Annotated in this window: 16 protein-coding genes; 13 read left to right on the forward strand and 3 right to left on the reverse strand. The window is 59.1% G+C overall.

Annotated features, from left to right (window positions below):
• Nucleotides 1-108 precede the first annotated feature (108 nt).
• From puuE to ACA044_RS21170, 6 genes are all read left to right on the forward strand, one after another.
• A complete protein-coding gene (gene puuE / locus ACA044_RS21145) occupies nt 109-1,035 on the forward strand; it encodes an allantoinase PuuE (protein ID WP_497443119.1) in 927 nt (308 codons plus the stop codon).
• Entirely contained in the window at nt 1,032-1,547 is a 516-nt protein-coding gene (gene uraD, locus ACA044_RS21150; RefSeq protein WP_497443120.1) for a 2-oxo-4-hydroxy-4-carboxy-5-ureidoimidazoline decarboxylase, read from the forward strand. Before puuE ends, uraD begins: the two co-directional genes overlap by 4 nt.
• A gap of 89 nt (nt 1,548-1,636) precedes the next feature.
• A complete protein-coding gene (gene alc / locus ACA044_RS21155) occupies nt 1,637-2,632 on the forward strand; it encodes an allantoicase (protein ID WP_497443121.1) in 996 nt (331 codons plus the stop codon).
• A gap of 128 nt (nt 2,633-2,760) precedes the next feature.
• Nucleotides 2,761-3,264 (forward strand): ureidoglycolate lyase, encoded by a 504-nt coding sequence (locus ACA044_RS21160; protein ID WP_497443122.1) that lies wholly within the window; start codon nt 2,761-2,763, stop codon nt 3,262-3,264.
• 51 nt (nt 3,265-3,315) lie between these two features.
• Entirely contained in the window at nt 3,316-4,620 is a 1,305-nt protein-coding gene (locus tag ACA044_RS21165) for a urate hydroxylase PuuD (protein ID WP_497443123.1), read from the forward strand.
• 691 nt (nt 4,621-5,311) lie between these two features.
• Nucleotides 5,312-6,097, forward strand: a complete 786-nt coding sequence (locus ACA044_RS21170; protein ID WP_497443124.1) for an outer membrane protein OmpK — start codon at nt 5,312-5,314, stop codon at nt 6,095-6,097.
• Between the two features lie 117 nt (nt 6,098-6,214).
• Here ACA044_RS21170 and ACA044_RS21175 read toward each other — a convergent pair whose 3' ends face one another.
• Together ACA044_RS21175 and ACA044_RS21180 are read right to left on the reverse strand one after the other, a co-directional pair.
• Nucleotides 6,215-7,387, reverse strand: coding sequence for a patatin-like phospholipase family protein (locus tag ACA044_RS21175; protein WP_497443125.1), 1,173 nt, complete (start codon nt 7,385-7,387; stop codon nt 6,215-6,217).
• 35 nt (nt 7,388-7,422) lie between these two features.
• A complete protein-coding gene (locus ACA044_RS21180; RefSeq protein ID WP_497443126.1) occupies nt 7,423-8,355 on the reverse strand; it encodes a lipid A biosynthesis lauroyl acyltransferase in 933 nt (310 codons plus the stop codon).
• A gap of 118 nt (nt 8,356-8,473) precedes the next feature.
• On the opposite strand from ACA044_RS21180, the gene minC reads away from it, so the two are divergent.
• The 7 genes from minC (at nt 8,474) to ACA044_RS21215 (ending at nt 14,239) form a co-directional block, all read left to right on the forward strand.
• Nucleotides 8,474-9,211 (forward strand): septum site-determining protein MinC, encoded by a 738-nt coding sequence (gene minC, locus ACA044_RS21185; protein WP_497443127.1) that lies wholly within the window; start codon nt 8,474-8,476, stop codon nt 9,209-9,211.
• Nucleotides 9,212-9,412: 201 nt separating this feature from the next.
• Nucleotides 9,413-10,225 (forward strand): septum site-determining protein MinD, encoded by an 813-nt coding sequence (minD, locus tag ACA044_RS21190; RefSeq protein WP_497443128.1) that lies wholly within the window; start codon nt 9,413-9,415, stop codon nt 10,223-10,225.
• The gene (gene minE / locus ACA044_RS21195; protein WP_048394400.1) at nt 10,225-10,479 is read left to right on the forward strand and encodes a cell division topological specificity factor MinE; all 255 of its coding nucleotides are present in this window, start codon (nt 10,225-10,227) and stop codon (nt 10,477-10,479) included. Before minD ends, minE begins: the two co-directional genes overlap by 1 nt.
• 181 nt (nt 10,480-10,660) lie before the next feature.
• Complete coding sequence (locus ACA044_RS21200) at nt 10,661-11,296, forward strand: RluA family pseudouridine synthase (protein ID WP_223487641.1); 636 nt, start codon at nt 10,661-10,663, stop codon at nt 11,294-11,296.
• A gap of 44 nt (nt 11,297-11,340) precedes the next feature.
• Nucleotides 11,341-12,447 carry a hypothetical protein gene (locus tag ACA044_RS21205; protein WP_497443129.1) on the forward strand — a complete coding sequence of 369 codons (1,107 nt, stop codon included), beginning with the start codon at nt 11,341-11,343 and terminating at the stop codon, nt 12,445-12,447.
• 76 nt (nt 12,448-12,523) lie between these two features.
• Nucleotides 12,524-13,813, forward strand: coding sequence for a M18 family aminopeptidase (locus ACA044_RS21210; RefSeq protein WP_497443130.1), 1,290 nt, complete (start codon nt 12,524-12,526; stop codon nt 13,811-13,813).
• Between the two features lie 249 nt (nt 13,814-14,062).
• Nucleotides 14,063-14,239: a hypothetical protein gene (locus ACA044_RS21215; RefSeq protein ID WP_497443131.1), complete on the forward strand. Its 177-nt coding sequence runs from the start codon at nt 14,063-14,065 to the stop codon at nt 14,237-14,239.
• Nucleotides 14,240-14,268: 29 nt separating this feature from the next.
• Here the strand turns inward: ACA044_RS21215 and phnR are convergent, their stop codons facing one another.
• A complete protein-coding gene (gene phnR / locus ACA044_RS21220) occupies nt 14,269-14,982 on the reverse strand; it encodes a phosphonate utilization transcriptional regulator PhnR (protein WP_497443132.1) in 714 nt (237 codons plus the stop codon).
• Nucleotides 14,983-15,322: the final 340 nt, after the last annotated feature.

Genomic DNA, 15,322 nt, shown 5'->3' on the forward strand with positions numbered 1-15,322 from the left:
TGTATACAATCACTCCATTGCTGTGACGCCAGCCTGCCCTCTCATCGCCAGGCCGCCACGCAAACCCTGACTTTGAATAAGTCGATACGAACAAGAAGGAAGACTGCAGTGAGCGCTGACTACCCACGCGACCTGATCGGTTACGGCAGTAACCCTCCTCACCCACACTGGCCGGGCAATGCCCGCATCGCCCTGTCCTTCGTGCTCAATTACGAAGAAGGCGGCGAGCGCAGTATCCTTCACGGCGATAAAGAATCCGAAGCCTTCCTGTCAGAGATGGTTTCGGCGCAGCCGCTGCAAGGCGAGCGCAACATGAGCATGGAATCCCTTTACGAGTATGGCAGCCGTGCCGGCGTCTGGCGGATTCTGAAACTCTTCAAGGAATTCGACATCCCGCTGACCATCTTCGCCGTGGCCATGGCCGCCCAGCGCCACCCGGACGTGATCCGCGCCATGGTCGAGGCCGGTCACGAGATCTGCAGCCACGGCTACCGCTGGATCGACTACCAGTACATGGACGAAGCGCAGGAACGCGAGCACATGCTCGAAGCGATCCGCATCCTCACCGAAATCACCGGCGAGCGCCCACTGGGCTGGTACACCGGCCGCACCGGCCCGAACACTCGTCGGCTGGTGATGGAAGAAGGCGGTTTCCTCTACGACTGCGACACCTACGACGACGACCTGCCCTACTGGGAACCGAACAACCCGACCGGCAAGGCGCATTTGGTGATCCCGTACACCCTGGACACCAACGACATGCGCTTCACCCAGGTTCAGGGTTTCAACAAGGGCGACGACTTTTTCGAATACCTGAAAGACGCGTTCGACGTGCTGTATGCCGAAGGCGCCGAGGCTCCGAAGATGTTGTCGATCGGCCTGCACTGCCGCCTGATCGGCCGCCCGGCGCGTCTGGCTTCGCTTAAACGCTTTATCGAATACGCTAAAAGTCATGAACAGGTGTGGTTCAGCCGCCGCGTCGACATCGCTCGCCACTGGCACGCAACCCACCCGTATCAAGGGACCGCGAAATGAGCCACTTCCAAACCCTGAAGCCATCGACCCTGAGCCGCGACGCGTTTGTCGCCGCCTTCGCCGACATCTACGAACACTCGCCATGGGTGGCCGAGAAGGCCTTCGACCTGGGCCAGGACGCTTCGATCGACGAGATCGAAACCCTGCACCAGCGCATGAGCGACATCCTGTTGAGCGCTGATCACGCCAGCCAACTGGCCCTGATCAACGCTCACCCGGACCTGGCAGGCCGTGCCGCCGTCCAGGGCCAACTGACCGAAGCCAGCACGAATGAACAGGCTGGCGCCGGTATTCACCAATGCTCGATCGATGAGTTTGAACGCTTCACCGAGCTGAACGACGCCTACAAAGCCAAGTTCAAGTTTCCCTTCATCATGGCGGTAAAAGGCAGCAACCGGCATCAGATCCTCGCGGCGTTCGAAACGCGCATTCACAACTCGGTCGACACCGAATTCAAATGCGCGCTGGCGGAGATCAACAAGATCGCGTTGTTCCGATTACTGACCCTATAAGCGAGCCTGGCCCGAGTGCTCTTAAACGCGAAAAGTACCCAGGGCCCCGCAAGCATCCCAAGCCACTTATTTAAAGGCAGACAAGAAGAATGAAAGCTTACGCCGTACCTTTCGAGAAGTTCGTCAACCTGGCCGACGCCCGCCTGGGCACCAAAATCATCTCGGTCACCGATGACTGGTTCGCAGACGCCAACCGTCTGTTCCAACCGACCCCGGCCGTATGGAAGGAGGGCGTGTTCGATGACAACGGCAAGTGGATGGACGGCTGGGAGTCGCGCCGCAAGCGCTTCGAAGGCTACGACAGCGCGGTGATCCGCCTGGGCGTACCGGGCTCGATCAAAGGCGTGGACATCGACACCTCATTCTTCACCGGCAACTTCCCGCCGTCGGCTTCCCTGGAAGCCTGCTTCCTGGCAGAAGGCGAGCCAACCGAAAACACCCAGTGGGTTGAAGTGCTGTCCGCCGTCGAACTGCAAGGCAACAGCCACCACTTCCACGAAATCAACAATGATCAGGCTTTCAGCCACCTGCGCTTCAACATCTACCCGGATGGTGGCGTGGCTCGTTTGCGTGTGTACGGTATTCCGCACCGCGACTGGTCCGCTGTGGGCGACAACGAGCAGATCGACTTGGCAGCAGCCCTCAACGGTGGCCGTGCCCTCGCCTGCTCCGACGAACACTTCGGCCGCATGAGCAACATTCTCAACCCGGGCCGTGGCATCAACATGGGCGATGGCTGGGAAACCGCCCGTCGTCGTACACCGGGCAATGACTGGGTGATCGTCGCGCTGGGTCATGCTGGCGAAGTCGAGAAAGTCATCGTCGACACCCTGCACTTCAAGGGCAACTACCCGGACACTTGCTCGATCCAGGGCGCGTTTGTGAAAGGCGGCACCGACAGCCAGATCGAAACCCAATCGCTGTTCTGGCGCGAACTGTTGCCGAGCCAGAAGCTGGAAATGCACGCCGAACACACTTTCGCCGAGCAGATCAAGGCACTGGGCCCGATCACCCACATCCGCCTGAACGTGTTCCCGGATGGGGGCGTGAGCCGCCTGCGCGTCCTCGGCAAGGTAGCTAAATAAGCGCTGAGGCCAATCGCGAGCAGGCTCGCTCCCACATTGGATTGTGGTGTACACAAAACCTGTGGGAGCGAGCCTGCTCGCGATAGCAATAGAACAGACAACAACGAATTCAAGGTAAGAAGACCAGCATGCGCACATTGACGATTGAACCGTTGACCAAAGAAGCCTTCGCCCCTTTCGGTGACGTGATCGAAACCTCTGGCAGCGATCACTTCATGATCAACAACGGTTCGACCATGCGCTTCCACAAACTGGCGACGGTAGAAACCGCCACGCCAGAGGGCAAGGCGATCATCAGCATCTTCCGCGCCGACGCGCAGGACATGCCGCTGACCGTCAGCATGCTGGAGCGTCACCCGCTGGGCAGCCAGGCTTTCATTCCGCTGCTCGGCAACCCCTTTCTGATCGTGGTCGCGCCACTTGGCGATGAACCTGTATCAGGCTTGGTCCGCGCCTTCGTCACCAACGGCAGGCAGGGCATTAATTACCATCGCGGCGTCTGGCACCACCCGGTGCTGACGATCGAAAAGCGGGATGACTTCCTGGTGGTTGATCGCAGTGGCACAGGCAATAACTGCGATGAGCATTTTTTCAAAGAGGATGAGCGTTTGATCCTCGCCCCCCACCAATAAGAGAAGAGTCCGATCACTCGACAACAGAGTGACGGGCGAGAGGTAAAGACTGTGGAAGCACATCTGTTGGAATGGCTGAACCTGAGCGTGCGCTGGGTTCACATGATCACCGGCGTGGCCTGGATCGGCGCGTCGTTCTATTTCGTCTGGCTGGAAAACAACCTGAATCGGGTCAACCCGAAAAGTGGTTTGGCGGGCGATTTGTGGGCGATCCATGGCGGCGGTATCTACCACCTGGAAAAATACAAACTAGCTCCACCGACCATGCCGGACAACCTGCACTGGTTCAAATGGGAAGCCTACTTCACCTGGCTGTCGGGGGTCGCGCTGCTGTGCGTGGTGTTCTACTCCAACCCGACACTTTATCTGCTGGCACCGGGCAGCACCCTGAGCGGTCCTGAAGGTGTGGCCATCGGCCTCGGCTCGCTGTTCATCGGCTGGTTCATCTACTCCTTCCTTTGCGACTCGGCCCTGGGCAAACGCCCTGCCCTGCTCGGCTTCATTCTGTTTGTACTCATCATCGGCGCCGCTTACGGTTTCAGCAAAGTGTTCAGTGGGCGTGGTGCTTACCTGCACGTCGGCGCGATCATCGGCACCATCATGGTCGGCAACGTGTTCCGCATCATCATGCCGGCCCAGCGCGCATTGGTGGCGGCGATTGCCGAGAATCGCACGCCCGATCCGGCCCTGCCGGCCAAAGGCCTGCTGCGTTCGCGTCACAACAACTACTTCACCTTGCCGGTGCTGTTCATCATGATCAGCAACCACTTCCCGAGCACCTACGGCAGCCAATACAACTGGCTGATCCTGGCCGGGATCGCGGTACTGGCGGTTTTGGTGCGTCACTACTTCAACACCCGTCACGACAGCCACAAATTCGCCTGGACCTTGCCCGCTGCGGCGGTCGGCATGATTTGTCTGGCGTATGTGACCGGCCCGGCGCCGATGTCCAGTGCGCCGGAAGTGGCCAAGGCGCCTGAGACCATCGAGTATCAGCCGCTACCGGAAACCGCCCTCGGCGGTGGCAAGAAACCGGCTGAAGCTACATCGGCGACGGCCCCTGAAGCTGCACCCGCCCAAGCGTCGAATGCAGGTCCCAGCTTTGACAAAGTGCACCACGTGATTCAGGAACGTTGCACGGTCTGCCATTCGGCCAAACCCACCAGCCCGCTGTTCAGCGCGGCACCCGCCGGCGTGATGTTCGATACGCCAGAACAGATCCGCCAAAACGCTGCTCGCATCCAGGCTCAAGCCGTCACCAGCCAGATCATGCCACTGGGCAACATCACGCAGATGACCCAGCAGGAACGTGACCTGATCGGCGCATGGATTGGTCAGGGCGCTCCGACCCATTAAGTAGCAAAAGCTTCGCTCCTAAAGGATTTGCATTGACCTTGCAGGAGCGAGCGATGCGTCGATCCGACTGCCCGCGAATGGCCGCATTGATCTGAACCCGTGACGAAGGAGTTCACCCTAATGCGGGAGCGGGCTTGCTCGCGAAGACGGCAGTACAGTCAACATTGATGTCGCCTGACACACCGCTTTCGCGAGCAAGCCGCTCCCACATTAGGGTGAGCCCCCTTATCACAGTGCGCCTCAAACAATAAAAACAAGAGAGAGCAACCAGATGATTCGTACCCAGACAAGCCTGTCGTTCAGCGACGCCGGCCTGACTGCCTGCAACCGTGCCCCAAACCTGTCGCCAGCGCTCTGTTGCGGGGCACTTGAGCCATCGCCCGGGAGTCAGTGTTCTCCGCGGCCGTCCGAATCCGGTCTAAAAAAAAGCGCGAATTTAATTCCTGACCAGAAAGCCAACTTACCCCGGCTCTGGACCGCACCAAGGCATCCCGAAATGACGCTCAATCGACTGTTTTCGAACAGCCGAACGGGCGTTTTTTTGCTTTTTTTTATGCCTTGGCTCAGCTCTTGCTAACAGCACCAAAGCTGACCGAATGGATGATTTTTACAGCAACAAGAAAAGGCGCCACACCAGAGCGCCGACCTTAGAAAAACAACGTGGAACCACCTACTTTTTGGGAGCAACCGAATGAAACGTACGTGCACCAGCCTGATGCTCGCAGGATCCTTACTGGCCGGGGGCCAGGCAATGGCCGGCGACTTGCTGCAATGGCAGAACAACAGCCTGACCTACCTCTATGGCAAGGACTTCCAGGTCAACCCGCGCATTCAGCAAACCGTCACCTTCGAGCACGCCGATGCCTGGAAATACGGCGACAACTTCGTGTTCGTCGACAAGATCTTCTACAACGGCAAGGAAGACAGCGGCGTCGGCTCGAACACCTATTACGGCGAAATCAGCCCGCGCTTGTCGTTTGGCAAGATCTTCGACCAGAAACTGGAGTTCGGTCCGGTCAAGGACGTGCTGCTGGCCATGACGTACGAGTTCGGTGAGGGCGATACCGAGTCTTACCTGATCGGTCCGGGTTTCGACCTGGCGATTCCCGGGTTCGACTACTTCCAGCTGAACTTCTACCAGCGTCACACCGAAGGCAGCCGCCCGGGTGACAACGTCTGGCAGATCACCCCGATCTGGTCCTACACCATTCCTGTCGGCGATTCGAACATCCTGATCGATGGTTTCATGGACTGGGTGGTCGACAACGACCAGAACAGCAAAGGCACCTACCACGCCAACCTGCACTTCAACCCGCAGGTCAAATACGACTTGGGCAAAGCCCTGAACATAGGCGAGAAGCAGTTGTACGTCGGCGTCGAGTACGACTACTGGTCAGACAAGTACGGGATCAAGGACAGCCAGGCCTTCAAGACCGATCAAAGCAATACGAGCTTGCTGGTGAAGTTCCACTTCTAATCGTAAAAGCTTCGCGGGCAAGCCTCGCTCCTACAGGTCTTGTGTCGTTCACCGATTACATGAACGACTCAAATCCGTAGGAGCGAGGCTTGCCCGCGAATAGCCGCGCCGCCAATCTCAAGCCGGAACCGCAGGCTCCACCAGCCCAAGAAACCGGCACAACTCATCCCGCTTGGCCAATGCATCGCGCCGTCCCAGATCGATCAACTCGCTGCAATACCCCGCCTCGAACAACAGATAACTCAGCACCCCTGCCCCGCTGGTCTTGGTTGCTCCCGGCCCGCGTAAAAACAGACGCAAGGCCGCCGGTAATTCCTGCCGATGCCGCGCCGCAATTTCATCGATCGGCTGACTCGGCGAAATCACCAGCACCTCCACCGGCGCCGCCCCCAATGCACGACTCGATGCGCCGTCGGGCAGCAAATGGCTGAACTGATTGAGGCGCTGCAACAACTCGATGTCACCTTCCAGGCTGTCAATGAACGTACTGTTGAGCATGTGCCCGCCGATTTGCGCCAGGGTCGGCTGCTGACCGGTGTACGCACGTTGCAGCGGCTGCTGCGGATCGACCCCGCGCGGGTTGCCGCTGACGCCCACCACCAGCACTCGGCTGGCGCCCAGGTGCAGGGCCGGGCTGATCGGTGCCGACTGACGCACCGCGCCATCGCCGAAATATTCTTCGCCGATTTTCACTGGCGCAAACAGCAACGGAATCGCCGAACTGGCGAGCAGATGGTCGACGCTCAACTGGGTCGGCACGCCGATACGTCTATGGCGCAACCAAGCCTCGATGGTGCCACCGCCCTGATAAAACGTGACGGCCTGACCGGACTCATAGCCGAACGCCGTGACCGCCACCGCCTGCAATTGCTTTTGCGCGATGGCCTCGGCAATCCCGGGCATGTGCAGTTTGTCGTTGAGTAAACCGCGCAATGGCGAGCTGTTGAGCAGGGCCACCGGCACCTGAGCGCCAATCCCCATCAGATTGTGACTGACAAACCGGGCGGCTTGATGGATCACCCCCGGCCAGTCGCTGCGCAACACCAGATGGCTGCGGAAGCCTTGCCAGAAGGCCGTCAGACGCTGAATCGCGCCGCGAAAATCCATCGCCCCACTGGCCAGGCTGACTGCGTTGATCGCACCGGCCGAGGTGCCGACGATCACCGGAAACGGATTCGCCGCACCCACCGGCAACAGCTCGGCAATTGCCGCCAGCACACCCACCTGATAGGCCGCGCGAGCCCCACCACCGGAAAGTATCAACCCTGTAACCGGTTCAGCAGAACTCATTGCAACACTCCATGGAGCTTAAAGGGATCGGTGACTCAACCGCGTTTGGCGTACAGTTTCGGCTCGCCCGGTGGACGACTCTTGAAGCGCCGATGTGCCCAGAGGTATTGCTCCGGACATTCGCGCAAGGCACTTTCGACCCACCGGTTGATCCGAATGCAGTCAGTCTCTTCCGTCTCGCCGGGAAAGCCCTCGAGCGGCGCATGAATCACCAACCGATAACCGCTGCCATCCGCCAGGCGTTCCTGGGTGAAGGGCACCACCAGCGCCTTGCCCAGCCGCGCGAATTTGCTGGTGGCGGTCACGGTCGCCGCCTGAATCCCGAACAGCGGCACGAAGATACTTTGCTTGGCGCCATAGTCCTGATCCGGTGCGTACCAGATTGCTCTCCCTGCCCGCAGCAGCTTGAGCATGCCACGCACGTCGTCGCGCTCCACCGCCAGAGAGTCGAGGTTGTGCCGCTCGCGACCACGACGCTGGATGTAGTCGAACAGCGGATTCTTGTGTTCGCGGTACATGCCATCGATGGTGTGCTGCTGACCGAGCAGCGCCGCGCCGATCTCCAGCGTGGTGAAATGCACGGCCATCAGAATCACGCCCTTGCCCTGCGTCTGGGCCTGCTTCAGATGCTCCAGGCCTTCGACATGGGCCAGTTTCGCCAGACGCTGGCGCGACCACCACCAACTCATGGCCATCTCGAAGAAGGCGATGCCGGTGGAGGCGAAGTTTTCCTTGAGCAGGCGCTTGCGCTCGGCAGCGGACTTTTCAGGGAAACACAGCTCCAGATTGCGCTTGGCAATGCGCCGTCGGTCGCCGGCCACTCGGTACATCAATGCACCCAGGGCGCGCCCGACCGACAGCAAAGCCGGGTACGGCAACTGCACAATCAGCCACAACAGCCCCAGGCCACACCACAGCGGCCAGAAACGCGGAGAAAGAAATGCTGTTCGAAAACGCGGGCGATCCATTAAAGGTTCCGAAAAGACAATGGCCGGGCATTCTACATCGTTCGACCCGGCTTGCGGCCCGCGGGCGTTCTCGTTATAAGTCTCGGCACTTTTAGTGACAAGCCGTTGTATGCCGACCATGAGCCAAACCGAACCGCTAGACCAAGATCCCGTGTTCCAGTTGAAGGGCAGCATGCTCGCCATTACGGTGCTGGAACTGGCCCGTAACGACCTTGAGAACCTTGATCGGCAACTGGCTGCCAAGGTCGCCCAGGCGCCCAACTTCTTCAGCAACGCGCCGCTGGTACTGGCCCTGGACAAACTCCCGGCCAGCGAAGGCTCGGTCGATCTGCCGGGGCTGATGCGTATCTGCCGCCAACATGGCCTGCGCACCCTGGCGATCCGCGCCAGCCGCATCGAAGACATCGCCGCCGCCATCGCCGTCGATCTGCCGGTGCTGCCGCCGTCCGGTGCCCGTGAGCGGCCGCTCGACCCACACGAAGGCGAAATAAAGAAAAAACCGGAAAAACCACCGGAGCCGACCATCAAACCGACGAAAATCATTACTTCGCCGGTACGTGGTGGCCAGCAGATTTATGCCCAGGGTTGCGATTTGGTCGTCATTTCGTCGGTCAGCCCGGGGGCGGAACTTCTCGCCGACGGGAACATCCATGTATACGGCGCGATGCGCGGTCGTGTCCTGGCGGGTGTCAAAGGTGACACGAAAGCCAGGATTTTCTGTCAGCAAATGACCGCTGAACTGGTCTCCATCGCCGGCCACTACAAGGTTTCCGAGGATCTGCGTCGCGATCCATTGTGGGGCGCGGGCGTACAAGTCAGCCTGTCGGGCGACGTGTTGAACATCATTCGGCTTTAACGGATACTGCCGCATTTTCCAAGCATCTCTAAAACGTAGCGAAAACGGCTCAAACGAAGTAGGAAAAAGGCCAAAAGCAGTGTTTACCGGGGGTAAGCGCCGCTCAGAGCCGGATTCCAGCCAAGGCTGTCCGACTGCAGTAGTTTTTCAAGAGATGTTTTTCAGGGGCTAAACGTCCTTTTTCCTTAGGGGTAAAACACCTTGGCCAAGATTCTCGTGGTTACATCCGGCAAGGGTGGTGTGGGTAAGACCACCACCAGCGCCGCTATCGGTACCGGCCTCGCTCTGCGCGGCCACAAAACAGTTATCGTCGATTTCGACGTCGGTTTGCGTAACCTCGACCTGATCATGGGTTGTGAGCGCCGCGTGGTGTATGACTTCGTCAACGTGGTGAACGGCGAAGCCAACCTGCAACAGGCCCTGATCAAAGACAAGCGTCTGGAAAACCTCTACGTGCTGGCCGCCAGCCAGACTCGCGATAAAGACGCGCTGACCCAGGAAGGTGTCGAAAAGGTCCTGATGCAGCTCAAGGAAGACTTCGAATTCGTGGTCTGCGACTCCCCGGCGGGCATCGAGAAAGGCGCCCACCTGGCCATGTACTTCGCCGACGAAGCGATTGTCGTGACCAACCCGGAAGTCTCCTCCGTACGTGACTCGGACCGCATGCTGGGCCTGCTGGCCAGCAAGTCCCGTCGCGCCGAGAACGGCGAAGAGCCGATCAAGGAACACCTGCTGCTGACCCGCTACAACCCTACACGCGTGAGCAACGGCGAAATGCTCGGCGTCGAAGACGTCAAGGACATCCTCGCGGTGACCCTGCTAGGCGTGATTCCGGAGTCGCAAGCCGTCCTCAAGGCCTCCAACCAGGGCGTGCCGGTTATTCTTGACGACCAGAGCGACGCCGGTCAGGCGTACAGCGATGCTGTCGATCGTCTGCTGGGCAAAACCGTGGACCATCGTTTCCTCGATGTCGAGAAGAAGGGATTCTTCGAGCGACTTTTTGGAGGTAGGTAATGAACCTTTTTGACTTCTTTCGTGCCAACAAAAAGCCCAATACCGCCTCGGTAGCGAAAGAGCGTCTACAGATCATCGTGGCGCATGAACGCGGCCAGCGCAGTACGCCGGATTACCTGCCAGCCTTGCAGAAGGAACTGGTGGAAGTGATCCGCAAGTACGTCAATATCGGGTCCGATGACGTGCACGTCGCTCTGGAAAACCAGGGCAGTTGCTCGATCCTGGAACTCAATATCACCCTGCCAGATCGCTGAGTCGATCCGGCGGGAGCCACGGCGGCTCAGGCTCTTACGTACTCCGTAGGAGCGAAGCTTGCTCGCGAACACAAGCAACTCGGTGTATCTGATAGACCGAGGTGACGCATTCGCGAGCAAGCTTCGCTCCTGCAGGGGTGGGGCCTGAGCCGCCGTTGGCGTTTGTTACGAGGCTGTTTTAATGCCGTTGTCCAACATCCGCATCATCCATCAGGACGCCGCCGTACTGGTGGTGGACAAACCGACCTTGTTACTCTCGGTCCCTGGCCGGGCCGATGACAACAAGGACTGCCTGATTACGCGCCTGCAAGAAAACGGCTACCCGGAAGCACGAATTGTCCATCGGCTGGACTGGGAAACGTCCGGCATCATTCTACTGGCCCGTGACCCGGACACTCATCGCGAGCTGTCTCGGCAATTTCACGACCGCGAAACCGAAAAGGCCTACACCGCCCTGTGCTGGGGACAACCGGAACTGGACAGCGGCAGCATCGACCTGCCCCTGCGCTACGATCCGCCGACCAAGCCACGTCATGTGGTGGACCACGAATTTGGCAAGCACGCCTTGACCTTCTGGCGTGTGCTGGAGCGTTGTGGCGACTGGTGCCGCGTCGAGCTGACGCCGATCACCGGACGCTCTCACCAGTTGCGCGTACACATGCTCTCCATCGGCCACCCGCTGCTGGGTGACGGCCTCTACGCCCATCCGCAAGCCCTGGCCGCCTGGCCACGCCTGTGTCTGCACGCGAGCATGCTGAGCTTTACCCATCCCCAGACCGGCGACCGCTTGCGTTTCGAGTGCCCGGCACCGTTTTAAATCTGCCACATGGCGACACGGCTTCAAAACGAGGATTGAACAGAATGAGTGGTACTGACTCCTTGGCAACGCCCGTCAAGAAAACCCGAAATCAACTGCTTTATCTGATCTACGGCAATCAGGACGTTTACCGGCGAGAAGCCAAGTTCAGCATTTTGACTGCGCTTTCCCACATGAAGAAAGGCGAGCCTTTGTGCATCCGGGTCCTGACGGATCGCCCGCAGGATTACGCCGGCTGGCCGGTTGAAACCGTGCTCCTGACCGAGCAAACCCTGACCTTGTGGCAGGGCGAGAACGGCTATCACCATCGCCGCAAGGCCTGCGCCATGGCCGCTGGCCTTGCGCTTGCTGAAAAGACGCTGTTCGCCGATACCGACACCCTGTTCCTCAGCGACCCGAATCTGATCTTCGACCAGATTCAGCCCGGTCACTATTTGATGGATCGCTTCGAATACGACTGGCGGGATGTCTGTGAGCGCCATGACTACCTGAAACTCGGAGAAAGTCTACGCACTCGCGGCATCACTGCGGACAACGGCTTCAAGCTGTACAACAGCGGGCTCTGCGGCGTGACCGACCGCGATACGCCGCTGTTTGAAGCGTCGATCCAGTTGATCGACGAATGGACCCGCGGCAGCTTCGACATTCACACCATCGAGCAAATCGCCCTGTCGTTCGCGATGCGCGATAAACCGGTGCGTGAAGCCAAAAAATACATCTATCACTACTTCGCGGAAAAACGTTTCTTCCATGCGATGCAGGCGCATTTCTTTGCGCAGCATGGCGAGCAGTTCAGCCAGGATCTGGTGAAACTGTGCCGCGATGTACCGCGGGTCAAACCCGTCCCGTCAGCCTGGCAACGGCTGAAAATCAAATGGAAATTGCGCAACCAGAGCGGCGCCATGAAAAAGGTCGGTCGCGATCTACTGTATGGCAGCGCAGCGCCCGATCATCCGTACTACACGGTATGCCGACACGAATGGTGGGAATCCGCCTCGCGGGAGATTCTTCGCTGGAACCATACTCGTCAGAAACAGCTTCTGGGCGCTCATCAAACTGGCTGGCCCAAACAATTGCCCAAGCCAGAAAAGCCTGAAGATGAGCAGATCATCATGAAGTACCTGAAAAAACGGGTGGCCGCAGCTCGCTGACGCAACTGGCGAATGTCAGGCCCAAAGCCCCCAGCCAATACGTTAAACTCCCGCCCACTGCTGTCTGGAGTTTTTTATGCGCGAAGAGTTGAACCAAGGCCTGATCGACTTCCTCAAGGCCTCCCCTACCCCGTTTCATGCCACCGCCAGCCTTGTTCAGCGTCTGGAAGCGGCCGGTTTTGTGCGCCTCGACGAGCGCGAGCCGTGGACGACCGAGGCCAACGGTCGTTACTACGTCACCCGTAACGACTCTTCGATCGTCGCGTTCAAAATGGGCCGTCATTCGCCCCTGCATGGTGGCATTCGCCTGGTCGGCGCACACACCGATAGCCCGTGCCTGCGGGTCAAACCCCAGCCGGAACTGCAACGCCAGGGCTTCTGGCAACTGGGTGTCGAAGTCTATGGCGGTGCACTGCTGGCGCCGTGGTTTGACCGTGACCTGTCTCTGGCCGGCCGCGTGACTTTCCGCCGTGACGGTAAGGTCGAAAGCCAGCTGATCGACTTCAAGGCGCCGATCGCGATCATTCCGAACCTGGCCATCCACCTCAACCGTGAAGCCAACATGGGGTGGGCGATCAATGCCCAGACCGAACTGCCACCGATCCTCGCGCAATTCGCCGGTGACGAACGCGTGGACTTCCGCGCCGTGCTCACCGATCAACTGGCCCGCGAACATGGCTTGAACGCCGACGTGGTGCTCGATTACGAGTTGAGCTTCTATGACACCCAAAGCGCTGCGGTCATCGGCCTGCATGGCGATTTCATTGCTGGTGCGCGCCTCGATAATTTGCTGTCGTGCTACGCCGGCCTGCAAGCGTTGCTGACGGCCGAAACCGACGAAACCTGCGTGCTGGTCTGCAACGATCACGAAGAAGTCGGTTCCTGCTCGGCCTGTGGCGCCGACGGTCCGATGCTTGAGCAAACCCTGCGTCGTCTGTTGCCCGAGGGGGATGAATTCGTACGGACCATCCAGAAATCCCTGCTGGTCTCGGCCGACAACGCCCACGGCGTGCACCCGAACTACGCCGACAAGCACGACGCCAACCACGGCCCGAAACTCAACGCAGGCCCGGTGATCAAGGTCAACAGCAACCAGCGCTACGCCACCAACAGCGAAACCGCCGGGTTCTTCCGCCACTTGTGCATGGCCGAAGAAGTGCCTGTGCAAAGTTTCGTGGTGCGCAGCGACATGGGCTGCGGCTCGACCATCGGCCCGATCACTGCCAGCCACCTGGGCGTGCGCACCGTGGACATCGGCTTGCCGACGTTCGCCATGCACTCGATCCGTGAACTGTGTGGCAGCCATGACCTGGCGCATCTGGTCAAAGTGCTGAGCGCGTTTTACGCCTGTCGCGAATTGCCGTAGCCCTTAGTGATTAAACGCTAACTTTTGTGGCGAGGGAGCTTGCTCCCGCTCGGCTGCGAAGCAGTCGTAACTTGGCGAACCCGGTCTGACTGATAACCTGATACTGCTTGTTTTGGGGCTGCTTCGCAGCCCAACGGGAGCAAGCTCCCTCGCCACAATAAGCTTGCGATCCATTCCTGCATACACATCACCACCACTCACCCAAAAGCCGCCTAGACTTGCAGTACGCCCTCCGACAAGGCTGTCACCATGATTTCGACGTCTTCGTTTCACGCCATGCTGATCCCGATTCTTTCCGGGATGATCATGCTGGCCATCGGCTTCAACTTTCGCGACAAGAACGCCGGTGTGTTCGCGATGTGGGTCGGCATGCTGATGATCCTCGCCACCGTGATCTACAAGATCCTCGCCAAACTCAACGAATAAAATCCTCGCGCCTGCGCAAGATCAAAAAATCAGACCACATCCACCCCGACATGAATCGCATCATGGCGCCAGAACTCCAGGTCACAATCGATCAACCGTCCATGCTGATCATAATTGACCCGGGCAATCCGCAACCCGGGGCCGCCCACCGACACCCGTAAAGCCGCCGCCGCATCCACCGACAACGCCGTCGGCACAATCTCGAAACGCACACGCCCATAGTGCAAATCATAGTGCCGTGCATACAGCTCGGTGATCGACTGATTCAGATCGAAGTCCAGAATCCCCGGAAAAAACTGCGGATTCAGGTAGTGCTCCACATACAGCACCAACCGCCCATCAATGCGTCTTGAGCGGCAGATCTGGATCACGCTCGACAATGCCGGTAGCTGCAACCACGCACACACCGCCGCTGACGCCGGTTGCAACCGCGCCGAAATCACCTCGGTCGACGGCACTCGCCCTTGCGCACTGACCATCGCGTGAAAGTGACTGCGCTGCATCAGGTTATAAGCCAGGCGCGGTGGCGACACGAACCAGCCGCGCCGTTCCTCGCGATAAATCTGGCCCTGGGCCTCCAACTGCAACAAAGCCTCACGTACGGTGATCCGAGTGGTACCGAACAACTCACTGAGCTTGCGCTCCGCCGGCAACTTGCTCCCGGGCGCCAACAGACCATGGTCGAGCTGTTCCTGCAGAACCTGCCCGATGGCTGTCACCGCTTTGGTTGTCTCGATGCGCATCAACGTTACCTATCTGGACTAGACCAGCACTGATTCAGGGCAGAACCGCGATTCAAATCGATTCCCTCAATTGCCTGCAAGCCTAGGCACTGCACATGACTGGCAGATGACAAAGCCGCCGAACGGTTGCGCCAGACACCTGCAATTTTATGGCCAAGTCCCTTTCATATCAGCCCTTTAGCCATGGTCTACGCTTATCTCGCACCCCGCGTACCCGAGCGCAGAAAATCCAGGCCGGCCGGTCGTCGACATCAAAATGTCATCCAGCTCGCCTAAATTGGCTCAGGTATTGCTGACCTAGACCAACACAACCGCAATCGCAGCGTTGAAAACGCCCAAA

The sequence above is a fragment of the Pseudomonas sp. LBUM1673 genome (assembly GCF_059695645.1).